This is a genomic window from Wenzhouxiangella sediminis, from assembly GCF_003410055.1.
Taxonomy (GTDB): domain Bacteria; phylum Pseudomonadota; class Gammaproteobacteria; order Xanthomonadales; family Wenzhouxiangellaceae; genus Wenzhouxiangella; species Wenzhouxiangella sediminis.
The window spans coordinates 166,673-189,290 of sequence record NZ_QUZK01000012.1 but is presented as its reverse complement, the minus strand read 5'-3'; the positions used below and the strand labels follow the sequence as shown (position 1 = coordinate 189,290).

Genomic DNA, 22,618 nt, shown 5'->3' with positions numbered 1-22,618 from the left:
CCCGACCATCAAAAAACCCCGCACGAGGCGGGGTTTTTCGATGGTGGCGGAGAGAGAGGGATTCGAACCCTCGATGAGGCTATAAACCCCATACTCCCTTAGCAGGGGAGCGCCTTCAGCCACTCGGCCATCTCTCCGGAAACTCTGTAGCCGGCATGTGCCGACGTTGTCTTGGGCGTCTTCGGCCCGCTTGTTGCCGCTCGCTTCTCCGCTTTCGCGAAGCCGCTCGCGATCGCCCGTGGGGGCTTCGGTAGGCAGCCGGTCGATTTCGGCTCTCCTCCATACTCCCTTAGCAGGGGAGCGCCTTCAGCCACTCGGCCATCTCTCCGGAAACTGGTTTTTCGGCCGGCTCGGCAGGGTGCCGTGCGGGCGAATTGCGCATTGTACCGCAAGGCCTGTCGCGGTGCATTCCGACCAAGGCGCGAAAGGATAGCGGCAAAAGTCGTTCGGGTAAACCCCGGGGATCTCGAAATTTCGCGATAGAATGATGTGCTGTTCTGCTTGAATACCTAAGGAGCATTCGTTCGTGGAAGGCAACGGCAAGGCGGCAACCAGGCGCACGACGCGCAGTATCGATTTCTTTCGGGGGTTCCTGCGCAGTCCGGGGGACGTGGGTTCGATCATCCCCAGTTCGCGTTTCCTGGAGCGTCGCATCATCAACACCTCCGAAGTTGCTTCCGCCCGAACCGTGGTCGAACTGGGCCCCGGGACCGGCGGTACCACGCGTGCCATTCTCGCCGCCATGCCCGAGGATGCGCGTCTGCTGACCATTGAGCTCGATCCGCAGTTCTCGACCATTCTCGAGGGCTTCGGGGATTCGCGCCTGATCCCGCACACCGGAAGCGCCGTGGACCTGGCGGACATCCTCGCCCAGCATGGTCTCGGTGCCCCCGATGTCGTCATTTCGGGAATTCCGTTCTCCACCATGCCGCGTGAGATCGGTCTGGCCATCATCGCGGCCGTTCGCGACAATCTTGCTCCCGGCGGTCGGTTCGTGGCCTATCAGTTCCGCGGGGCGGTTGGTCGTCTCGGCAAGGAGGTCATCGGCGAGCCCGCGGTCGAACTCGAGGTGCTCAACATTCCTCCGATGCGCTTCTACACCTGGCAGGTCGAAAAGAGCTCAGCCGCCACCGGGTAGGCCGAGGATTGCGCTGGCGATCCAGAAATAGATGAGGATGCCGCCCACGTCGGCCACCGATGTGATGAGCGGGGTGCTGGCGGTGGCCGGATCCATGTTGAAGCGTTGCAGGATGAAGGGCAGGAGCACACCGATCATGCCACCCATGATGACCACGGCGAACATTGCCAAGCCTACCACCAGGGCCAGTTCGTAGCCGGATTCCGGGCCGCCGCGCCAGACGCCGATGGCCGCCACCATGGCGGCCATGGTCACGCCGAGCATCACGGCCACCGACAGCTCCTTGATCCACATTTTCAGCCAGTCCGAGGCCGCGACGTCGCCCGTGGCGAGGGCGCGGACCATCAGCGTCGCAGATTGGCTCCCCGCGTTGCCGCTGCCGGCAATGATCATCGGCAGGAAGAAGACCAGGCCGATGACGGCCTGGATCGACGGTTCGTAGAGCGCGATGGCCAGGCCGCTGAACAGGTTGACGACGACCAGCACCATCAACCAGCCGACGCGCTTGCGGTAGAGGAAGGCCGGACTGGCCTCGCGCATGGAAACGTTCAACCGGCTGCTGCCACCGAATTTGTGGAAGTCCTCGGTGATTTCGGCCTCGGCGACGTCCATGATGTCGTCGACGGTGACGATTCCGAGCAGCACGCCGCTGCGATCGGTGACGGGCAGAGTGCTGATGTCGTAGTGCTGGATGGTCTGGACGGCCTGTTCGCGGTCGGCGTCGGCTTCGATGTGGATGACATCCTCGTCCATGAGGGCCTCCACGCGGGCATCCTGGCGCGATAGGATGAAATCCTTGAGTCGGATGGCGTCGAGCAACTTGCCGCGCTGGTCGGTGACGAAAACGAAATTGACTGTCTCGCCGCGGTGCGCTTCGTGCCGGATGTGATCAAGCGCGCGTGTCACGGTCCATTCGGGCCGCACCGAGACGAATCGGGTCGTCATCAAGCGCCCGACCGACTCCTCCGGGTAGCCCAGCAGCTTCAGCGATTGCTTGAGATCCTCCGGGCCGAGCAGCTTGAGGAATCCTTCCAGTTCCTGCGGTGCAAGACTCTCGAGGAATGCCGTGCGGTCGTCGGGCACCAGTTCCTGCAGGATGCGCCTGGCTTCTTCGGGCTCGAGCTGGCCGATGACCTCCCGCTGCAGGCCGTGGCTGAGGTAGGAGAAGGCGTCGGCGCGGCGCTCGTCGGGCAGGGCCCGAAGCACCTGCAGCCTGTTCTCGGCGGGCATCTGCGCCATCGCCCCGGCGATGTCCTGAACCGCCGTTTCCTCGAGTTTTTCCGCCAGGGCCTCTTCGCGGCCAAGGTTCTGCAGGGTGAGAACCTCGGCGGTGACGTCTTCGTCCGGCATGCTCGTGTCCTTGCGCTTGTGGGGACGGCGGCCAGGCCGAATCGCCTTGTCCGCCCGGAATGGCCGATGGTATCGGTGTTGCCCGGGATCGGCCAGGAGGTATACAATACGCCGCTTGTCCGCGCCGCGGGCAAATCCTTGCTCCACGGCGGCTGACTGTCAGCCGGCCGGGGGCTTTGCAGGCCGGGGCCGATCCCCGGACTTGGAAATCCACGAGGAGTCGACAATGCGACATTATGAAATCGTTCTCCTGGTCCATCCGGACCAGAGCGAACAGGTGCCCGGTATGCTCGAGCGCTACCGTAGCCTGGTCGAGGAAAAGGGTGGCAGCGTCCACCGCAGCGAGGACTGGGGCCGCCTCCAGCTGGCATACACCATCGCCAAGCTGCACAAGGCCCACTACCTGATGCTCAACATCGAGTGCGACGCCGAAACCCTGGCCGAGCTCGAAAGCATCTTCAAGTTCAACGACGCCATCCTGCGTCACCTGGTCGTCCGCAAGGACAAGGCCGAGACCGAGCCGTCGGTCATGCTCAAGCGCAAGGAGAACAAGGACGAGCGTGAAAACGCCCGTCGCGAGCGCTCCGACGACAGCGATGACAGCGACGACAGTGACGCTGATTCGGACGACGACTCCGACGACAGTGACAACAGCGACGACAGCGACGAGTCGGACGACGACAACGAACAGGACAAGGCGGAGGGCTGACCCATGGCACGATTCATGAGAAGACGCAAGTATTGCCGTTTCACGGCCGAAGGAATCGAGGAAGTCGATTACAAGGACGTGGAGCTGCTCAAGGACTTCATCGGCGAAACCGGCAAGATCGTTCCCAGCCGCATCACCGGCACCAAGGCGCGCTACCAGCGCCAGTTGAGCGCGGCGATCAAGCGGGCCCGTTACCTGGCCCTGCTGCCGTACACCGACAACCACTGATCGCTTGAGGTGACGTCATGAAGCTGATTCTGCTTGAAAACATCTACAACCTCGGCGAGCTGGGCGACACGGTCACCGTGAAGGCCGGTTACGGTCGCAACTTCCTGCTGCCGCGTGGCCTGGCCGTTCCGGCCACCAAGGACAACGTCGAGAAGTTCGAGGCTCGCCGCGAGGAACTGCAGCGCCAGGCCGACGAGCGTCTCGCCGCCGCCGAAGCGCGCAAGGAAGCCATCGATGCCCTCGAGGAAGTGCGCTTCGAGGTGCCGGTCAGCCCGGAAGGGCGCCTGTACGGCTCGATCAACCCGCATGAGATCGCCGGCAAGCTCACCGACATGGGCTACGCCGTGGAGAAGGCCGAGGTCGACATGCCCGAAGGCCCGATCCGCGAGCCCGGCGAGTTCACGATCGGCCTGATCCTGCACGCCGACGTGCAGACCGAGATCAAGGTCACGGTCGTCGCGGCCGAGAGCTGATCGGCGAATCTCGGCCGCCGCGGCCGAGCTTCGCATCCCCTGGCCACCGGGACCACCGGCGCGGCGGGCGAATTGCCCGTCCCCGCCGGCGGCCCGGTGGCTTTTTCGTTGCCCGGACGTTGACCGCCATGCCCGATTCGGGACTATACTGAGCGATCCTTCGCGTCCGAACACGCCGACACAAGAGAGCCGTGGCAGAGCCCCGCATTTCCACCCTGAGCAACGTCAAGGCGCCGCCGAACTCCAACGAGGCGGAGCAATCCCTGCTGGGCGCCCTGATGCTCAGCCCGGACGTCTGGGACCGGGTCGCCGACCAGGTCGACGAGGTCGATTTCTACCGCGAGAACCATCGCCTGATCTTCCGGGCCATCTCGGAGCTGGCCGCCGACGGGCAGCCCTGCGACGCGGTCACGGTGACCGAGTGGTTCGCCCGGCACGGCAAGCTCGACAAGGTCGATTCCGGCGCCTATCTGACCATGCTGGCCAACGAGACGCCCGGGCCGGCCAATGCTTCCGGCTATGCGCACATCGTGCGCGAGAAGTCGATTCTCCGACAGCTCATCCAGATCGGCACCGAGATCGCCGACAACGCGCTCCAGACGGCCGGCAGGAGCTCCAAGGACGTGCTCGAGGAAGCCGAGCAGCGTATCTACGCCATCGCCGACCAGGGGGCGCACAAGGCCTCCGGCTACGTCAGCGTCCGTGACGTGATGGCCAACGCCATGGACCTGCTGCACGAGCTCCAGCAGAACGAGGGCGATCTGACCGGAGTGGCCACCGGCTTCAGCGAGCTGGACAAGCGGACCTCGGGCCTGCAGAACACCGACCTGATCATCGTCGCCGGCCGTCCTTCGATGGGCAAGACTTCGTTCGCCATGAACATCGCCGAGCGAGCGGCCATTCGCCACAAGGTACCGGTGGCCGTGTTTTCGATGGAAATGTCGGATACCCAGCTGGTCATGCGCCTGTTTTCCTCGCTCGGCCAGATCAACCAGGAACGCCTGCGCACCGGTCGCCTCGAGGGGCAGGACTGGGTCAATCTCCGTTCGGCGATGACGCTGCTCAAGGGGGGCAACATCTTCATCGATCAGACGCCCTCGCTGACGCCGACCGACATGCGTGCGCGTGCCCGGCGCATGAAGCGCGAGCACGACATCGGCCTGATCCTCGTCGACTATCTCCAGCTCATGAAGGTGCCGAGCAGCGCTGAGAACCGCACCAACGAGATCAGTGAGATCTCGCGCAGCCTCAAGGCCCTGGCCAAGGAACTCAATGTTCCGGTCATCGCCTTGTCGCAGCTCAACCGCGCGCTCGAGCAGCGGCCCGACAAGCGGCCCAAGATGGCCGACCTGCGCGAATCCGGTGCCATCGAGCAGGATGCCGACCTGATCCTGTTCATCTACCGCGACGAGGTCTACAACGAGGACTCTGCGGACAAGGGTACGGCCGAAATCATCATCGGCAAGCACCGTAACGGCGCTACGGGCAGCTTCAAGCTGGCTTTCCAGGGCGAGTTCGTGCGCTTCCGGGACTTCACGCCGGACCATTACGGCCAGGACGGCTGACCCGGGTCGGACCTTCCGCATGGCCCGCAACACCATCGCCCACATCGATCCGTCCGCGATCGCGCACAACCTGGAGCGGGTTCGCGAGTATGCGCCCGACAGCCGCGTCATGGCGGTCGTCAAGGCCGACGCCTACGGCCATCGCATCGATCTTTGCCTGCCGGCCCTGGAGCGGGCCGACATGCTGGCCGTTGCCACCATCGAGGAGGCGAGGGCGATCCGTCGCCTCGGCAACGGGCTTCCGGTCCTCCTGCTCGAGGGCGTCAACGACCACGGCGACCTGGCCGTGGCCGCCGATCTCGGGCTGGAACTGACCGTGCACCATGAGCACCAGCTCGCAGCGCTCGAGCGCTTCGGGCGCTCGCCGACGAAGCGGCTCTGGCTCAAGGTCGATACCGGCATGCACCGGCTCGGCGTGCCGGTCGAAGCGGCCGCCGACATGCACCGGCGCCTGCGCGCGGTGCCGGGGGTGGAGCAGGTCAACCTGGTGAGCCACTTCGCCTGCGCCGAAGAGCCCTCGCATCCGCTCAACGCCCTTCAGATCGAGCGATTCCATCGCGCCACCAAGGGGCTCGAGGGTGAGCGCTGCCTGGCGAACTCTGCCGGACTGATCAACCTGCCCGAAGCACGCTTCGAGTGGGTGCGAGCCGGCCTGGTGCTCTACGGAATTTCGCCCCTGCCCGGGCGGCCGGGGCCTTCGCTGGGCCTGGAGCCGGCCATGACCCTGACCGCCGAGCTGATGGCGGTCAACCGAGTCGCCGCCGGTGAGAGCATCGGTTATGGCGCCCGGTTCACGGCCGAGCACGACATGACCGTCGGCGTGGCCAGCATCGGCTACGGCGACGGTTACCCCCGCAGCATGGCCGACGGAGCCCCCGTGCTGGTCGACGGGCAGGTCTGCGGCATGTGCGGGCGGGTGTCCATGGACATGATCACGATCGACCTGGCGCCCTGTCCGGCGGTGCAAGTGGGCGACGAAGTGGTTCTATGGGGCAGGGGTCTGTCCATCGAGACCGTGGCCGAGGCGGCCGGCACCATCCCCTACGAGCTGGTCTGCCGGATCACCCGCCGCGTACGCTTTCGCAGTCGGGCCCTGGTCGGCAGCGCGGGCCTTCGTGCGGTAAAATGAACGGTCTTTCAAACCCTTGAGCGAATTCATGGCGGGCAAGCTCTACATCCAGACCCACGGCTGCCAGATGAACGAGTACGACTCGGAGAAGATGGCCGACGTGCTCGCGGCCTCTCACGGCCTGGAACTGACCGACAGCCCCGACGAGGCCGACGTCATCCTGATCAACACCTGTTCGATCCGGGAGAAGGCCCAGGAGAAGGTCTTTTCCCAGCTCGGCCGCTGGCGCCCCCTCAAGGAATCGCGTCCCGATCTGGTGATCGGCGTGGCCGGCTGCGTGGCCAGCCAGGAGGGAGAGAACATCGTCAAGCGCTCCCCCTTCGTGGACATGGTGTTCGGGCCGCAGACCATCCATCGCCTGCCGAAGATGCTCGACAAGGTGCGCGAGGCCGGCAAGCCGGCCATCGACATTTCGTTCCCCGAGATCGAGAAGTTCGATCACCTGCCCAGCCCCGGGAAGAAGGGCGGCAGCGCCTTCGTATCGATCATGGAGGGCTGTTCCAAGTACTGCTCGTTCTGCGTCGTGCCCTACACCCGCGGCGAGGAAGTCAGCCGCCCGCTCGACGACGTTATCGCCGAGGTGGCAGAACTCGCCGAACAGGGCGTGATCGAGATCAACCTGCTCGGGCAGAACGTCAACGCCTATCGAGGGCCCATGCACGACGGCGGAACGGCCGACCTGGCCCTGCTGATTCGCTACATCGATCACATCGAGGGCATCGAGCGCATCCGCTTCACCACCTCGCACCCGGTGGAATTCTCCGACAGCCTGATCGAGGCCTTCGGCGACGTGCCCAAGCTGGCCAACTATCTGCATCTGCCGGTACAGGCCGGTTCCGACCGGGTGCTGTCCCTGATGAAGCGCGGTCACACGATTCTCGAGTACAAGCAGAAGATGCGCCGCCTGCGTGAAGTGCGCCCCGACATCGCGCTGAGCTCGGATTTCATCGTCGGCTTTCCGGGCGAAACCGAGCGCGATTTCCAGCAGACGCTGGACCTGGTCCGCGATCTCGAGTTCGATCAGAGCTTCAGTTTCATCTATTCGGCCCGGCCCGGCACGCCGGCGGCCTCCTTCCCCGACAACGTCTCGCTCGAGGAGAAGAAGGACCGGCTCAAGCGCCTGCAGGACCAGCTCAACCGCCAGGCCCGGGCGTACTCCGAAGCCATGGTCGGCTCGCGCCAGCGCGTCGTCGTGGAGGGCGCCAGCCGCAAGCAGGCCAACGAACTGGCCGGACGCACGGAAAACAACCGGGTGGTCAACTTCCCCGGCCCGCCGGAACTGGTCGGGCGCATGGTCGACGTCGTCGTCACCGAGGCCCTGGCCAACTCCTTGCGCGGGCGTCTCGACAGCAATCAGGATGCCGCTGCTTAAATGAGTGCCGCTCCCGAAACGGCCGTCACGCTCGAACTCGAGCCGGTCGACAACGAACGCCTGGCCAACCTCTGCGGTCACCTCGACGAGCACATCAGCCTCATCGAGAAGCGCCTGGGTGTGGCGATCGCTGCGCGCGGCAACCTGTTCAACATCGAGGGCGAGCCTGATGCGGTGCGCGCGGCCCGGCGCGTGCTGCGGCAGCTCTACCGCCAGTCGGAGGGGGAGATCCTGAGTCCCGCCACGGTCAACCTGCAGCTGCAGCAGTCCGGCCTCGACGAACCGGAGAACGACGACGAAGTGGAGGTGGGTATTCGCACCCGTCGCGGCATGATCCGCGGGCGCGGCCCCAACCAGAAGCGCTACCTCAAGCGCATCAGTGACTGCGACGTCAGTTTCGGCGTCGGCCCCGCGGGCACGGGCAAGACTTTCCTGGCCGTTGCCTGCGCCGTCGACGCCCTGGAGTCGGATCGTGTCCAGCGTATCGTGCTGGTGCGCCCGGCCGTGGAGGCCGGCGAGCGGCTCGGGTTCCTGCCCGGCGACCTGGCCCAGAAGGTGGATCCCTACCTGCGCCCCCTGCATGATGCGCTCTACGAGATGCTGGGCTTCGAGAAGGCCGCGCGCCTGACCGAGCGCAACGTCATCGAGGTCGCGCCGCTGGCCTACATGCGCGGGCGCACGCTCAACGATGCCTTCGTGATTCTCGACGAAGCACAGAACACGACCTCCGAGCAGATGAAGATGTTCCTCACGCGCATCGGGTTCGGCTCGAAGGCGGTCATTACCGGCGATCTAACGCAGATCGACCTGCCGCCGAAGGTCAATTCCGGCCTGCGCCAGGCCATCGGCCTGCTCAAGGAAGTCGAGGGCGTGAGCACGACCTTCTTTGATGCCCGCGACGTGGTGCGACATCCCATCGTGCGCCGCATCGTCGAGGCCTACGAGAGTGCCGATGAGCGAAACGACTGAGGCGCAGACAGTCGAGCTGGCCATCCAGCGCGAGACGGAATGCGAGTCGCTGCCCGACGACGAGGACATACGTCGCTTCGCGGCGGCGGCGCTGGCCGATCTCGAGGCTCCGGTTCTCAGCCTGCGGATTGTCGACGAGCCCGAGGGACGTGAGCTCAATCGACGCTGGCGCGATCGTGATTACGCCACCAATGTCCTGAGTTTCCCGGCCGATCTCCCCGAAGGCACCGGCATCAACCTGCTCGGCGACATCGTCATCTGCGCGCCGGTGGTCGAGCGCGAAGCAGGCGAGCAGGGAAAGGGCGTCGAGGCGCATTTCGCGCACCTGCTGATCCACGGCATCTTGCATCTGCGTGGCTTCGACCATATGTCTGCCGAACAGGCCGAAGCCATGGAGTCGAGGGAAATCCGTCTCCTGGCCGATCTCGGTTTCCCCGACCCCTATTCGAGCGATGTACATCAAGGATGAGTAGCGAATTCCTTGAGCCACCTTCCAACCACCCGATACCCGCTGTCGTCACGGGCGCCCGGCCGGTATCCTTTCCGATATGAACGAAGAGACAAGCGACAGTTCGAACGGCAGTAGCAGCGCCAGCTCCCGAGGCTGGCTGGAGAGAATCGGACGTGCTTTCGGCAGCGAGCCCCGCAGTCGCGAGGACCTGGTTGAACTGCTGCGCGACGTCAGCGAACAGGGCCTGATCGAGCCCGACACCCTGGCCATGCTCGAGGGCGCCCTGGAAGTGGACGAGTTGCAGGTGCGCGACGTCATGATCCCGCGCTCCCACATGGTCGTGATTCCCGACGGCACGCCGCTCGACGAGATCCTGCCGATCATCATCGAATCGGGTCATTCCCGCTTCCCGGTGGTGGGCGAGCACCGCGACGAGATCAAGGGGATCCTGCTGGCCAAGGATCTGCTGAAGATGGTCGCCAACGGGAACGACATCGACATCGACGAGTTGGTGCGCGCGCCGGTCATCATTCCCGAATCCAAGCGCCTGAACGTGCTGCTGAGGGAATTCCGGGTCAGCAAGAACCACATGGCCATCGTGGTCGACGAGTACGGCGGCGTCTCCGGCCTGATCACCATCGAGGACGTGCTCGAGGAGATCGTCGGCGACATCGACGACGAGCACGACGCCGAGGCCGTGCAGGACATCCAGCGGATAGAGGAAGGGAAGTATCTCGTCCAGGCGCTGACCGCCATCGACGACTTCAACGAGTCCTTCGAAACCGATTTCAGCGACGACGAGTACGACACCATCGGCGGTCTGGTGGTGGCCGAGTTCGGGCGCCTGCCGGAGTCTGGGGAATCGGTCGAGATCGGCGGCTGGAACTTCGTGGTGACCAGCGCCGACGACCGTCGCCTGCACGCCATGGAGGTCTTCCAGGCCTGACGACTCGGGTTGGCGAATGGGGTAAAGTGTGGCCTCCCCGAATCCGTACTCCGCGACACCGTGACTGCCAGGCGCTTCTCCCGCATGTTCCATCGCCTTCTTCTGGCGCTCGTCTTGTGCCAGGGGCTTTCGCTTTCGGCGCAGGCCCAGGAAGCCTGGCTGGTCACCTATGGCCCCGGCCAGGAAGTCTGGGAACGCTTCGGCCACAACGCGCTATGGCTGCGCGATGCCGAACTCGGGCTCGATCACGTCTACAGTTTCGGCTATTTCGAGATGGACCGCCCGGGCTTCTACACGGATTTCGCCCGCGGCATCATGAAGTACTTCGGATCGGTCGCCACGCCCGAGGAAGAATTCGCCTTCTACCGGATGCGCGACCGCTCCATCCGCATCCAGCAGCTCAACCTCGACGCCGGGCAGATTCGCCAGATGCACGGGCTCCTGCACGAGAACGTGTTTCCGATTCCCCAGTACTACGACTACGATTACTTCTTCAACAACTGCTCGACCTGGCTGCGCGACCTGATCGACCGGGTCGTGGACGGCCAGGTGCGGCAGCAACTCGACCGGCAGCCCGCCAGGCTCAACTTCCGAGATCACATTCGCCGCTACAACCAAAGCCGGCTCGAGCTGCACGCCGGCCTGATGCTGTTGCTCGGACCGATGATCGACCAGCCGCGAACGGCCTGGGAAGAGGGCTTCGTGCCCGAGGCCCTGGCACGCTCGATCGCCGGCGTCAGCATCGACGGCGAGCCGCTGGTGGGCGAGAGCGAAACGCTTTACGTCTCGCGCAGCCACGACGTTCCCCTGGAGCCTTCGCTGCAGTGGTGGTCCTACGGGCTGGTCTCTGTCCTGGCGGCCCTGCTGGTCGCCGTTGCGCTGCGTTTCGAGAAGGGCTTCTGGTCCGCCTTGCCCTGGCGAGCCGCCGCACTGGCCACGGGTGGGGCCGGTATCCTGGTGCTGCTGATGTGGTTCGGCACGGGGCACGAGGTGATCGACGGCAACCGCGTGCTGCTGCTGCTCAACCCCGCCTGGCTGCTGATGCTCCTGCCGCTGCCCCGCCTGGCCACTGCTGCGCTGTGGTGGCTTCTTCTCGCCGCGGCAGCTGCTGGTGCGGTGCTGCTGGCCTGGCCCGGCGGCCCACAGTACCGACCCGAGGTCGTTTTCGGGCTGGCGCCCTTGCTGGCCGTCATGCTCTGGGTGGCGCGTTCGCGCTACAGCGCCAGGACGCGATCGTAGCTGGGCAGCAATTCGGGCTCGTGGCTGACCATTACCGTGGTCCGCCCGGCTAGCCATGACTCGAGGCGGTTCGAGAGACTTCGCGCGGTTGCCGGATCCAGGCCCGTCGTCGGCTCGTCGAGGATGACCACCGGCGGGTCGATCAGCATCAGCCGGGCCAGGCCGACGCGCCGCAACTCCCCGCCCGAAAGACTGGCGCCGCCTTCGTCCAGCCAGGTGTCCAGGCCGTCTTCCAGGCCGGCCAGCCAATCGCCGAGCCCGGCGTCGGTCAATGCTTGTGCCATGGCGGCTTCATCGGCCGCGGGGGCGGCCACGCGCAAATTCGCAGCCAGCGTATCGGCGAAAACCATCGGCTGTTGGGGCAGGTAGCCAATGGTCTTTCGCAGGCCGTCGGGATCGAGCTGCCGCAGGTCGAATCCGCCGAGCCGGACGACACCCGAATCCGGTTCGATCTGACGCATGATCAACAGCGCGAGCGTGGTCTTGCCGCTCCCGCTCGGGCCGGTGACCAGCAGGCGTTCGCCCGGCCCGCTCTCGAGATCCAGCTTGTCCAGCACGCGATTCGGGCTGCCGGGCCAGCTGAAAGAAACACCTTGCAGGCGGATCGCCGCCGGACCCGAAGGCGGCGGATTACCGTGCCCGCTGGCCGCTGCCGGTTTCCGATTCGCCAGTTCCTCGACTCGCTCTGCCGCCAGCCGGCTCTGCGTCAGCTGCCGCCAGGCGGCCGGCAGGGCCTGCCAGATTTCGTTCATTCCGAGCATGACGATGATGGCCATCACGGCAACCGGTCCCGCTACGGGTTGCGGGGAACCGCCGTCGAGAACCACCAGCAGCATTGCCCATGCGGCCGTGAAGCCCGCGGCGTTGATCAGGCCCCGCCCAACGGCGTCGATCCGGTCGAGACGGCGCTGCTGCGCCAGGCGCGCGGCCGAGAGGCGCCCGATCCGGTCTTCGAAATCGCCGGAGCGGCCCTCGGCCAGCAGGGACTTGAGTCCTTCCAGGCTTTCGGTGCAGCGACGACGGAGCTCGGGTTCGCCCAGCGACAGCGCGCGGCCCGGCGCCCGGCCGGCACGCCCCGCGAGCATCGTGACGGCTGTCGCCCCCAGCCCCAGTGCCATCATGACCAGCGCCGCCTGGGGGGAGGCCAGGACGAGGAAGGCCGCGGCGGTTCCGAGTGTGGTCACCGAGGCGGTGAGCAGCGGACCGACCACCCCTGCGTAGAGGTGATCGAGGGCGTCGACGTCACGGGTGAGCCGGTTGAGCGTGTCGCCGCGCTGCATTCGCCGAAGCTGGACCTCGTCGAGGCGCAGCAGGCGTCGCATCAGTTCCAGGCGCAGGGTGGCCAGGAGGGCGAGCGTGGCGCGGTGGGTCGCCAGTCTCTCACCGTAGCGGGCCAGCGTTCGCGTGACGGCGGCCAGCCGGATGCCGCCGCCCGGCGTGAAGATATCGAGCGCGGCGATCACGCCCAGCCCGGTCAGCGCGCTGGCGGTGATCAACCAGCCCGACAGGCCCAGGAGGACCAGCGCCGCGGTGGCGGAGGCGAGCATCAGGCCGACACCCAGTGCCAGCCATCGCCACTGACGCCGCCAGGCCCGTGCCACCAGTCGTTGCGGCTTCACGGTGTGATCTCCGTCAGGCGCCCGCCCGCGAGTTCCAGCGTACGGTCCGCCCATTCGCTGGCGGCCGGATCGTGACTGGCGCAGACCATGGTCGGCCCGCCGTCCCGGGCGAGGTCGGCGAGTGTCTCCCAGAGTTTTGCGGCCGTTTCGGCATCCAGGCTGGCGGTGGGCTCGTCGAGTAGCAGCAGGGGCCTGGGCCGCAACAGGGCGCGGGCCAGGAGGATGCGGCGGGCCTGGCCGCCGGAGATGCCTTCGCCGGAAGACCGGATGGGCGTATGCAGGCCATGCGGGAGGCCGTTCGTCCAGTCCTGCAGGCCGGCGGCCGACAGCGCGGACGCCAGGGCGGCCTCGCTGGCATCCGGCGCCGCGAGGCGAAGGTTGTCGGCCAGCGTGCCCTCGAAAAGGCCGCCTTGTTGTCCCATCCAGCCGCGAAGCATCGTCATGGATCCGGAATCGATCCGATCGAGGTCGATCCCGTCGATGCGGATGGTGCCGGAATCCGGCGCCAGGAATCCGCCGACCAGGTCGAGCAGGGTGGACTTCCCGCCGCCGCTGGGCCCGCGGATCAACAGGCGCTCTCCGGGTTCGGCGCGAAAAGCGACTCGATCGAGCACGGTGCCGCGGCCGGCACGTGACAGGGTCAGGTTTCGGGCTTCGACACGGCAGGCCCGTTCCGGCTCGATGCGCACGGGTCGTTCGGGTTCCGGGCGGGCCGGCGGGGTTTCGAGAACTTTTAGGATTCCGTCGGCGGCCGCCAGCGAGTCCGCCCGGTCGTGCCAGGCCTGGGAGAGCTGCCGCAACGGAAGAAAGAACTCGGGAGCGAGCAGCAGTACGAAAAGCCCGCTTTGCAGCGTCAGCGATGATGCCGGCCCGAACTGGATGTATTCGAGCAGGCCGAGGCCGACGTAGATCGCGACGGCGGCAATCGCCACGGCGCTGAAGAACTCGAGTACGGCGCTCGACAGGAAAGCGATCTTGAGCACCGCGAAGGTTCGCTCACGGAATCGTTCGATCAGCTGCCCCAGGCGGTTCAGCTCATGCTCTTCGCTGCCGAATCGGCGAATCGTGTCGAGGCCGCGCAGCCGGTCCAGGAAGACGCCGCCCAGGCGCACCAGTTCATGCTGCTGCTCGCGGCTGGCCTGCTCCGCGCCCCAGCCGACCAGGACCATGAACAAGGGGATGAGCGGCGCGGCCAGCGCCAGGAACAGACCGGCCAGCCAGTCCTGCCATAATACCGCGAGCAGCAGCACGGGGATGGTCACGGAAGCAGCGATTCGCTGCGGAAGGAATCGGCCGTACCATTTTTCCAGCAGGTCGACCTGCTCGATCAGCGTGGTCGTGAGGGCACCGGCCCCCGCACCGGATGCATAGCCCGGGCCCGCCCGGGCGATTTGCCGGAACAGGCGGGGGCGCAGGTCGGCCCGAACACGAACGGAGACGCCGGAGGCATACCAGCTTCGCGCGGAATCGAGGGCCGCGCGGCCCAGGAGCACGGCCAGCAGGCCGACCAGAGCGGGCGCCATGCCGCCGAGCGACCGGCCTTCGGCCAGCACCGCGCCGATCACGCTCGACAGCAGCCAGGCCTGCCCGATGATCAGCGCGGCCTGGGCCAGCGTGAGCCCGACCAGTACAGCGCGAAAGCCGCGGGGTTCGCGCGCGCTTAGCCAGCGCTCTTCAGACTGCACCCCGGAAGCGACGTCCTGGCTCCTTGCCGATCAGTGCCCGTACCCTTCGCCGGAGCGGATTTTGCCCCGGAAAACCCAGTACGACCAGGCCGTGTAGCCGATGATGATGGGCAGCAGGAAGAGCACGCCCAGGAGCAGGAACAGCTGGCTGCCGGGGTCGGATGCGGCGTCCCAGAAGGTGTGCTCGGGCGGCACCGCGTAGGGCCACATCGAGGCCAGCAGCCCGAAGTAGAACAGGGCGAATAGGATCATGGAGCCGACGAATGGCAGGCCGTCCCGACGCTGCCGCAGCTTGGCGAGGACCCAGGCGGCCACGATCACAGTCAGGACCGGGAAGGACCACAGCGCGGAGACCTGCCCGAACCAGCGTTCGCTGACGTGTTCGCTGGCCAGCGGCGTCCAGATGCTCACGAGGATGAAGAAGCCCATCACGACGGCCAGCAGCCGCGGCGCCATGCGATAGGCCCAGTCGCGCGTCTCGCCCTCGGTCTTGAGAATGGCCCAGGTCACGCCCAGGAGGGCGTAGCCGGCGACCACGCCGAGACCGGTCATGACGGTGAACGGCGTCAACCAGTTGAAGGCGCCGCCGACATAGGAAAAGCCTTCGACTTCGAAGCCCTGGATGTAGGCCCCGACCACCGCACCCTGTGCAAAGGCGGCGACGGTCGATCCGATCGCGAAGGACCGGTCCCACCAGTGTCGGGAGTTGCGGGCCTTGAAGCGGAACTCGAAGGCCACGCCGCGAAAGATGAGTCCGGCCAGCAGCAGGAACACGCCGATGTAGAGCGCCGGCAGGAAGACCGCATAGACCAGCGGAAAGGCCGCCAGCAGGCCGGCCCCGCCAAGGATCAGCCAGGTCTCGTTGCCGTCCCAGACCGGGGCGACGGAGTTCATCAGGTCGTCGCGGGCCTGGTCGCTGGGCGCGAAGGGAAAGAGGATGCCCACGCCCAGGTCGAAACCGTCCATCAGGACGTACATGAACACGCCGATTCCGATGATGACGATCCAGATCAGTGTCAGGTCGAACAGTTCCATGGTGTCAACTCCTTCCTTCGGCCAGCGGTTCGTCGTTGTCGTCGCGGACGACCGACCACGGTCGCTTGGCGTGCGCCGATCCGGTTTCGCCCTCGTCCGGCTCGGGAGCCGGTCCGGCCAGGATGACCCGACGGAGATACGTGATGCCGGCCGTGAAGACGATCGCGTAGACGGTGACGTAGCCGATCAGGGTGGCCAGCACCATCCAGCCGCTGAGCGAAGGCGTGACGGCCTCGCTGGCGCGCATGATCCCGTAGATGATCCAGGGCTGCCGCCCGATCTCGGTCACGAACCAGCCGGCAAGAACGGCCACGAAGGGCAGGGGGATCATCCACGAAATGATGCGCAGCAGGCGGGACGAGTGTTCCAGCCTTCCGCGAAGCACCTGAACGGCGCCCAGCAGCGCCACCGCGATGAAGATCACGCCGAGCCCGACCATCAAGCGAAAGCTCCAGAAAACGATTCCCACGGGTGGGCGGTCTTCGGGCGGGACCGACTTGAGCCCCTGCACTTCGCCGTCGAGGCTGTGGGTGAGGATCAGGCTGCCCAGGTAGGGAATGCCGATTTCGAAGTGGTTCTTCTCGGCGTCTGAATCCGGAATGGCGAACAGGATCAAGGGCGCGCCCTGCTTGGTTTCCCAGTGCCCCTCCATCGCTGCGACCTTGATCGGCTGTTCCTCGAGCGTATTGAGGCCGTGCAGGTCGCCGACGACAAGCTGGAGCGGGGTCGCGACGGCCAGCATCAGCAGGCTCATCTTCAGGGCCGTGAGGCTGCTGTTGCGGTGACGACCCCGCAGGAGATACCACGCGCTCACGCCCGCGACCACGAAACCGCCGGTGATGAACGAAGCCAGTCCCATATGGGCGAAGCGGTAGGGCAGAGAGGAATTGAAGATGGCTTCGCCCCAGGAGGTGATCTTCACGGCACCGTCGACCATTTCGATGCCGGCCGGCGTCTGCATCCAGCTGTTGGCCGCCAGGATCCAGAAACTCGAGATAAAGGTGCCGACGGCCACCATGCAGGCCGCGAACAGGTGGGCGCCCGGCGGGACCTTGTTGCGCCCGAACAGCAGCACGCCCAGGAAGGTGGCTTCCAGAAAGAAGGCGGTCACGACCTCGTAGCTGAGCACCGGGCCGAAGAAGTTCGCCGCCTGGTAGGAGAAAACGCTCCAGTTCGTGCCGAACTGGAAGGACATGACGATGCCCGAAACCACGCCCATTCCGAACACGAGGGCGAATACTTTCGTCCAGAACTGCGAAAGACGCAGGTAGACCGGACGACCGGTGCGATAGAACAGGCCTTCGAGAACCGCGATGTAGGAGGCCAGCCCGATCGTGAAGACGGGGAAAATGGCGTGGAATGACACCACGAAGGCGAACTGGATTCTCGACAGCAGTAGGGGGTCCAGCTCCATGATCGTCCGCTCCTTTTCCGAATTGTGGCGATAATATTATATAGCGCTAATATAGCGTATGGGTAATGAATCTATCAGCGCCTTTTACTCCTGACCCGATCGGTCACCCCCGAATTCTAGCTATCGGATCGTGACCACGATGTGGCGGTGATGCGGCTCGTAGCGGTGTTCCCAGAGAAAGATGCCTTGCCATGTGCCCAGCGCCAGCCGGCCGTTGCTGACGGGAACGGTCAGGTCCGAGTGCGTCAGGGCCAGCCGCACATGGGCGGCCATGTCGTCGGCGCCTTCGGCCCGGTGGCGGAAGCGCGGGTCGCCGTCGGGCACCAGGTCGGCGAAGAAGGTTTCAAGATCGCGCTGCACGTCGGCATCGGCGTTCTCGTTGATCAGAAGCGAAGCGGAGGTGTGTTTGAGAAAGATGTGGCAGAGCCCGGTCTCGACGCCGCTCGCCGTCACCTCGCGTGAGATTCGCCCGGTGATGTCGAGTGTGTCGCGGCCCCGGGTTTCGATCGTCAGCTCGGCCTGGTGCATGGGGGTCAGTGAGCGTGAGCCGTCAACTCTGCCAGCAGCTCGGCCTGATGCGTTTCCACCAGGGGTTCGATGACGGCATCGAGCTCTCCGTCGATGATCTTGTCCAGATCATACAGGGTCAGGCCGATTCGGTGGTCGGTGACGCGGCCTTGCGGAAAGTTATAGGTGCGAATGCGTTCGGAGCGGTCGCCGGATCCAACCTGCAGCTTGCGCTCGGCGGCGCGCTCGTCCCTTTGCTGCTGCACCTGCGCTTCGAGCAGGCGGGCGTTGAGCAGGCTCATGGCGCGCGCCCGGTTCTTGTGTTGCGATCGCTCGTCCTGGCACTCGACCACGATGCCGGTGGGCAGGTGGGTGATGCGGATGGCCGAATCGGTGGTGTTGACGTGCTGGCCGCCGGCGCCTGACGAGCGGAAGGTGTCCACGCGCAGGTCGTTCGGGTCGACGTTGACGGATTCCACGTCGTCGACCTCGGGCAGGATAGCGACCGTGCAGGCCGACGTGTGGATTCGTCCCTGGGACTCGGTTTCGGGAACACGCTGGACGCGATGAACGCCGGACTCGAACTTGAGTCGTGACCATGCGCCCTGCCCGATGACGCGCGCGATGACCTCGCGAAAGCCGCCGGCCTCGCTCTCGTGGGCCGACATGATTTCGACCTTCCAGCCGCGACGTTCTGCATAGCGCGTGTACATGCGCAGCAGGTCACCGGCGAAGATGCCCGCTTCCTGACCGCCCGTGCCGGCGCGGATCTCGAGGAAGATGCTGCGCTCGTCGTTGGGATCGCGGGGCAGCAGCAGTTTCTGCAGCCGTTGTTCGAGCGACTCTGTTTCGGCTTCGAGCGAGTCGAGTTCGTCGCGGGCCATCTGGCGCATCTCGGGGTCGTCGGCCCGGAGCAGTTCGCCAGCTTCTCTGATTGCCGCTTCGTTGTCGCGAAACCTGCGCCACACGCCGATAACCGGTTCGAGTTCGGCGTATTCCTTCGACAACTGCTGGAACTGGTTTCGATCGCCGATCACTTCGGGACTGGCGAGGAGTTGCTCGAGTTCCTCGAAGCGTTCCCGAGCCTCCGCGAGTCGCTGGCGCATTCCCTCGTTCATGAATTCTCGTCCGTGAAATAGAAGCGTGCGGCGGCCAGGAGCTCTTCGTCGCCCGCTTCTGCGGCCTGCCTGATCCGGATGCTGGGACCATGCAGCAGGCGATTGACCAGGCGGTGCGAAAGCCGGCGCATGACGTCTTCGGGATCGGCGCCGCGCTCGAGTTCCTGGCGCGCCCGCTCGAGGAGTCGGTCGCGCTCGCCCTGCGCTTGCTGACGCAGGGACTTCAGTGTGCTCGAAGTCGACTGCAGCCGCAGCCATCGCTCGAAAGTGGCCACCTCCGACTCGACGATGGCATTGGCCTGCTGCAGCGCTTCCTGTCGCTGCTGCTGGGCCGATTCCACGATCGCGCGAAGATCGTCGATGGTGTAGAGGTACAGGTCGTCGAGATTGCCGGCGTCGGCACTGATGTTGCGCGGAACCGACAGGTCAAGCGCGAACATCGGCTGCCGGCGTCGGGTTTTCAGCGCGTCCCGGATCATCTGCCGATCGATGATCGCCGACGGGCTGGCCGTGCAGGCGATGACCAGATCGCTTTCGCCGAGAAGCTCCGGCAGGGTGTCGAGCGTGGCCGATCGCGCGTTGAAACGTTCGGCCAGCCGACCGGCGCGCTCGGCGCTGCGGTTGGCGATGGTCAGCGTGTTCATGCCGCTGGCGTGGAAATGCGTCGCGCAGTCTTCGATCATCTCGCCGGCGCCGATGAGCAGCACGCGCAGGGAATCGAGCCCGCCGAAGATCTGCCGTGCCAGCCGCAGGGCGGCGAAGGGCAGGGTGACCGGGTCGCGGCCGATGCCGGTCTCGCTGCGAACCCGCTTGGCCGCCGCGAACGCGTGCTGGAACATGCGATCGAGCCGGCTGTCGAGGGTGTTGGCGGCCTGGGCCTGTTGCCAGGCCTGCTTGGCCTGACCGGCGACCTGGGGTTCGCCGATGATCATCGAGTCCATCCCGGAGATGACCTTGATGAGGTGGTAGGTGCAGGCGCCGTGCTCGAGCTGGTATACGTGCTCCCGAAAGTGACCGGGAGCGAGACCGTGCCACTCGTGCAACCAATCCATTATGCTGCGCGTGATAGCCTGTTCCGACGAAACGTACAGCTCCGTGCGGTTGCAGGTGCTCAAGATGCTGCAGCCTTCCACGCCGGGAATCGCCGACAACGAGGAGAGCGCCTCCGGCAATGTCTCAGCCGCGAATGCCAGCCGCTCGCGAATGCTGATCGGTGCGGTCTGGTGGCTGATTCCCAGGGTGAATAGCGACATTCAGGACCAGTTGATGGACAAACGTGTAATTTTCCTACCCGCAGCCCGGCAGATCAAGCGCGCGCTGGCTGTCGGCGGTCTGTGCCTGATGCTCGGGGCCTGCGCCACCACCGGTCAAGGTGAGGGGGAAGAAGGCCGGGCAGAAACCGGGCAGGGGCAATCGGAGGCGATGCTCCATATTGCCACCGCCGAAAGGCTCGTCGACGTGGGCGAGTACGAGTCGGCGCTGGAGGAATACCTGGCCGCGGCCAATAAGTCCAGCGACCCCGAGATCGCCCGCATGGTCACTCGCCTGGCCGGGCAGCTCGAGAACTGGCCGGCAGCGATCACCGCTGCCGAGCGCTGGATTGAACTGGACGAAGATGCCGACTCGGCCCACCACGTGCGCATTATAGCCCGGGTCAACCTGGCCCAGACCGAACAGGCTGTCGATGCCATCACGTCCTGGCTCGATCGCGAGGCCTCCGCTGATTCGCCGCGCTGGTGGCGCCGTGCCGCCATGCTGCTGGCAGCCACCCGCGACGACGAAACCGCGCGCGCGGTCTTCGAGCAACTGGTTGAACAGCGGGGCGAGGCAGCGCCGGCGGGTGAAGTCGCTCATGCCGAGAGCATCCTTCTGTGGCGCCAGGGCGACCGGGCGCGGTCGCTCGAACGCGCCCTCCAGGCCGCGAACACCAGCGGGCAAGTCGATCATCTGATCTGGGCGGCCCAGCTGGCCGCTGACAGCGACGACCTGGAGCGCGCCCTGTCCCTGTATCGTCAGGCGCGTGAGGACAGTGCCGATGATGTGTCCCTGGCCCTTTCCGAGGCCGAGGTCCTGCGTCAGCTCGATCGCGACGAGGAATCGATCGAACTGCTTCGCTCCTTGCCGGCCGACAGCGAGACCCTCTACACGCTCGGCATTTACCTCGTTCAGCTTGATCGCGAAGCGGAGGCCGAGGCCGTCTGGCAGCGGATGCGTGAGCTGCCTGAACCGAACCGGCGTGATGGCCACGTGTTCCTGGTCGCCCAGTTGGCCGAACTGGTCGGGCGCGACGAGGCGGCGCTGGAGTTCTACGAACTCGTCGACGATCCGGCTCGCCTGCAGGAGGCGAAGCTCCGGCGCGCGGTGATACTGGGACGCCTCGGACGGATAAGCGACGGGCGTTCCCTGCTGGCCGAGCTGCGTGAGGACGACGAGGAAGGGCTGGCGCTCGATACCTGGCTGATCGAGGCCGAAATGCTTCGCAGCAACGGTCGGCCGGCCGAAGCCGTGTCCCTTCTGGCCAAGCCGCTTGCCGACAATCCCGGCAGCACGGACCTGCTCTACGCGCGCGCGCTCAGCGCGGCGTCCGCCGGCAATGTCGACCTTGCCGAGCAGGACCTGCGCCGTATCATCCAGATGGAAGGCGGCAACGCCATGGCGCTCAATGCCCTGGGCTACACGCTGACCGACCAGACCGATCGTCACCAGGAGGCCTACCGGCTCATCCAGCGCGCGCTGGAGCTCGATCCCGACGATCCGGCAACGCTCGATTCCATGGGCTGGGTGCTCTATCGCCTGGGTCGCGGCGAGGAAGCCGTCGACTACCTTCGACGTGCGCTCGAGGGCGACGAGAATCCCGAGATCATGGCGCACCTGATTGAGGTGCTCGATCATATCGGACGCAACGAGGAGGCCGGCGAGCTGGCCGCTCGGGCGATCAGCGACTACCCCGAAGACGAGTATCTGCGGGAGACGCTGGAACGTCTGGGCCGGTTGCCGTGAGCGAACGCATCACCGCGCCTGCCCGGATTGCGCTGGCATTTCTCGTCGTGCTGATCCTGGCAGCCTGCGCCACCCGCGAACAGCGTCCGGCAGGTGCCTGGCTGAGCGAACGCGAAGCCTGGTTCGAGGAACACGCGCAGTGGTCCATTTCCGGCCGCGTCGGACTTCACGACGGCGAGCGCGGCGGTTCGCTGGGATTCACCTGGCGGGCCGAGGGCGACGAACACCACATTCACCTGCGCACCTCGGCGGGCGGCCAGCAGTGGCGACTGAGGTTCTCGCCCGGCCGCGCGGTCCTGCAGGGCAGCGAGGTTGGCCGGTTGGCCGGCACGAATCCCGATCCCCTGGTCGAGGAGGCCGTCGGCTGGCCGATTCCGGTCCATGCTCTTTCCTGGTGGATCAGAGGCCTCGTGCCACCGGAAGGGGGTGAGCTTCGATTCGCCGGTGACGGCACGCTGGCGGGCGTTACCGATCCGCTGTGGGCGCTGGAGTACAAGCATTTCGACCGCGTGGAGGGACGCCTGTTGCCGGCGCGCCTGGAGGCTCGTTCGGATCGTTACACCGTTCGCATCGTTATCGCCGATTGGCGTTTCGGGGTCGAAGCACGGTAAAAAATCGTTATAATGCCCGCCATCGCGACCGGTGGCGCCGACCCGGTCGCCGGCTAGAAC

Annotated in this window: 21 protein-coding genes and 1 tRNA gene; 13 read left to right on the top strand and 9 right to left on the bottom strand. The window is 65.7% G+C overall.

What is annotated here, in order from left to right:
* Positions 1-44: 44 nt before the first annotated feature.
* Positions 45-137 (bottom strand) — tRNA-Ser (locus DZC52_RS02440).
* 389 nt (positions 138-526) lie between these two features.
* On the opposite strand from DZC52_RS02440, the gene DZC52_RS02435 reads away from it, so the two are divergent.
* Positions 527-1,138, top strand: a complete 612-nt coding sequence (locus DZC52_RS02435) for a class I SAM-dependent methyltransferase (protein ID WP_116649521.1) — start codon at positions 527-529, stop codon at positions 1,136-1,138.
* Here the strand turns inward: DZC52_RS02435 and mgtE are convergent.
* Positions 1,121-2,488, bottom strand: a complete 1,368-nt coding sequence (gene mgtE / locus DZC52_RS02430) for a magnesium transporter (RefSeq protein WP_116649520.1) — start codon at positions 2,486-2,488, stop codon at positions 1,121-1,123. The genes DZC52_RS02435 and mgtE overlap by 18 nt on opposite strands.
* Positions 2,489-2,714: 226 nt before the next feature.
* On the opposite strand from mgtE, the gene rpsF reads away from it, so the two are divergent.
* The 10 genes from rpsF to DZC52_RS02380 all read left to right on the top strand — a co-directional run bounded on the left by rpsF (position 2,715) and on the right by DZC52_RS02380 (position 11,569).
* Entirely contained in the window at positions 2,715-3,197 is a 483-nt protein-coding gene (gene rpsF, locus DZC52_RS02425) for a 30S ribosomal protein S6 (protein ID WP_116649519.1), read from the top strand.
* Positions 3,198-3,200: 3 nt separating this feature from the next.
* Positions 3,201-3,425, top strand: coding sequence for a 30S ribosomal protein S18 (rpsR, locus tag DZC52_RS02420; protein ID WP_116649518.1), 225 nt, complete (start codon positions 3,201-3,203; stop codon positions 3,423-3,425).
* A gap of 17 nt (positions 3,426-3,442) precedes the next feature.
* Positions 3,443-3,898 (top strand): 50S ribosomal protein L9, encoded by a 456-nt coding sequence (gene rplI, locus DZC52_RS02415; protein WP_116649517.1) that lies wholly within the window; start codon positions 3,443-3,445, stop codon positions 3,896-3,898.
* 191 nt (positions 3,899-4,089) lie between these two features.
* Entirely contained in the window at positions 4,090-5,463 is a 1,374-nt protein-coding gene (gene dnaB / locus DZC52_RS02410; RefSeq protein ID WP_116649516.1) for a replicative DNA helicase, read from the top strand.
* 19 nt (positions 5,464-5,482) lie between these two features.
* Entirely contained in the window at positions 5,483-6,592 is a 1,110-nt protein-coding gene (gene alr / locus DZC52_RS02405) for an alanine racemase (protein WP_116649515.1), read from the top strand.
* A gap of 28 nt (positions 6,593-6,620) precedes the next feature.
* Positions 6,621-7,964: a tRNA (N6-isopentenyl adenosine(37)-C2)-methylthiotransferase MiaB gene (gene miaB, locus DZC52_RS02400; RefSeq protein WP_116649529.1), complete on the top strand. Its 1,344-nt coding sequence runs from the start codon at positions 6,621-6,623 to the stop codon at positions 7,962-7,964.
* Complete coding sequence (locus DZC52_RS02395; RefSeq protein ID WP_116649514.1) at positions 7,965-8,933, top strand: PhoH family protein; 969 nt, start codon at positions 7,965-7,967, stop codon at positions 8,931-8,933.
* On the top strand, positions 8,917-9,402 hold the full coding sequence (gene ybeY, locus DZC52_RS02390) for an rRNA maturation RNase YbeY (RefSeq protein WP_116649513.1): 486 nt from the start codon (positions 8,917-8,919) through the stop codon (positions 9,400-9,402). The genes DZC52_RS02395 and ybeY overlap by 17 nt, the downstream gene beginning before the upstream one ends.
* A 79-nt stretch (positions 9,403-9,481) precedes the next feature.
* Positions 9,482-10,330, top strand: coding sequence for a CorC family transporter (locus DZC52_RS02385; RefSeq protein ID WP_116649512.1), 849 nt, complete (start codon positions 9,482-9,484; stop codon positions 10,328-10,330).
* A gap of 84 nt (positions 10,331-10,414) precedes the next feature.
* A complete protein-coding gene (locus DZC52_RS02380; protein WP_116649511.1) occupies positions 10,415-11,569 on the top strand; it encodes a lipoprotein N-acyltransferase Lnb domain-containing protein in 1,155 nt (384 codons plus the stop codon).
* Here the strand turns inward: DZC52_RS02380 and cydC are convergent.
* The 7 genes from cydC to hemA all read right to left on the bottom strand — a co-directional run bounded on the left by cydC (position 11,545) and on the right by hemA (position 20,200).
* Positions 11,545-13,188, bottom strand: a complete 1,644-nt coding sequence (gene cydC, locus DZC52_RS02375; protein WP_181918731.1) for a thiol reductant ABC exporter subunit CydC — start codon at positions 13,186-13,188, stop codon at positions 11,545-11,547. The two genes, DZC52_RS02380 and cydC, sit on opposite strands and share 25 nt — an antisense overlap.
* Positions 13,185-14,873 (bottom strand): thiol reductant ABC exporter subunit CydD, encoded by a 1,689-nt coding sequence (cydD, locus tag DZC52_RS02370; RefSeq protein ID WP_116649528.1) that lies wholly within the window; start codon positions 14,871-14,873, stop codon positions 13,185-13,187. Before cydD ends, cydC begins: the two co-directional genes overlap by 4 nt.
* A gap of 30 nt (positions 14,874-14,903) precedes the next feature.
* Positions 14,904-15,908: a cytochrome d ubiquinol oxidase subunit II gene (gene cydB, locus DZC52_RS02365; RefSeq protein WP_116649509.1), complete on the bottom strand. Its 1,005-nt coding sequence runs from the start codon at positions 15,906-15,908 to the stop codon at positions 14,904-14,906.
* Between the two features lie 4 nt (positions 15,909-15,912).
* Positions 15,913-17,322, bottom strand: coding sequence for a cytochrome ubiquinol oxidase subunit I (locus DZC52_RS02360; protein ID WP_116649508.1), 1,410 nt, complete (start codon positions 17,320-17,322; stop codon positions 15,913-15,915).
* A gap of 120 nt (positions 17,323-17,442) precedes the next feature.
* A complete protein-coding gene (locus DZC52_RS02355; protein ID WP_116649507.1) occupies positions 17,443-17,850 on the bottom strand; it encodes a secondary thiamine-phosphate synthase enzyme YjbQ in 408 nt (135 codons plus the stop codon).
* A gap of 5 nt (positions 17,851-17,855) precedes the next feature.
* Positions 17,856-18,947 carry a peptide chain release factor 1 gene (prfA, locus tag DZC52_RS02350; RefSeq protein ID WP_116649506.1) on the bottom strand — a complete coding sequence of 364 codons (1,092 nt, stop codon included), beginning with the start codon at positions 18,945-18,947 and terminating at the stop codon, positions 17,856-17,858.
* Complete coding sequence (hemA, locus tag DZC52_RS02345) at positions 18,944-20,200, bottom strand: glutamyl-tRNA reductase (RefSeq protein ID WP_116649505.1); 1,257 nt, start codon at positions 20,198-20,200, stop codon at positions 18,944-18,946. The genes prfA and hemA overlap by 4 nt, the downstream gene beginning before the upstream one ends.
* On the opposite strand from hemA, the gene DZC52_RS15890 reads away from it, so the two are divergent.
* Positions 20,151-21,947, top strand: coding sequence for a tetratricopeptide repeat protein (locus DZC52_RS15890; protein WP_342766684.1), 1,797 nt, complete (start codon positions 20,151-20,153; stop codon positions 21,945-21,947). The two genes, hemA and DZC52_RS15890, sit on opposite strands and share 50 nt — an antisense overlap.
* The gene (gene lolB, locus DZC52_RS02335; RefSeq protein ID WP_116649503.1) at positions 21,944-22,558 is read left to right on the top strand and encodes a lipoprotein insertase outer membrane protein LolB; all 615 of its coding nucleotides are present in this window, start codon (positions 21,944-21,946) and stop codon (positions 22,556-22,558) included. Before DZC52_RS15890 ends, lolB begins: the two co-directional genes overlap by 4 nt.
* The last annotated feature ends 60 nt before the right edge of the window (positions 22,559-22,618 follow it).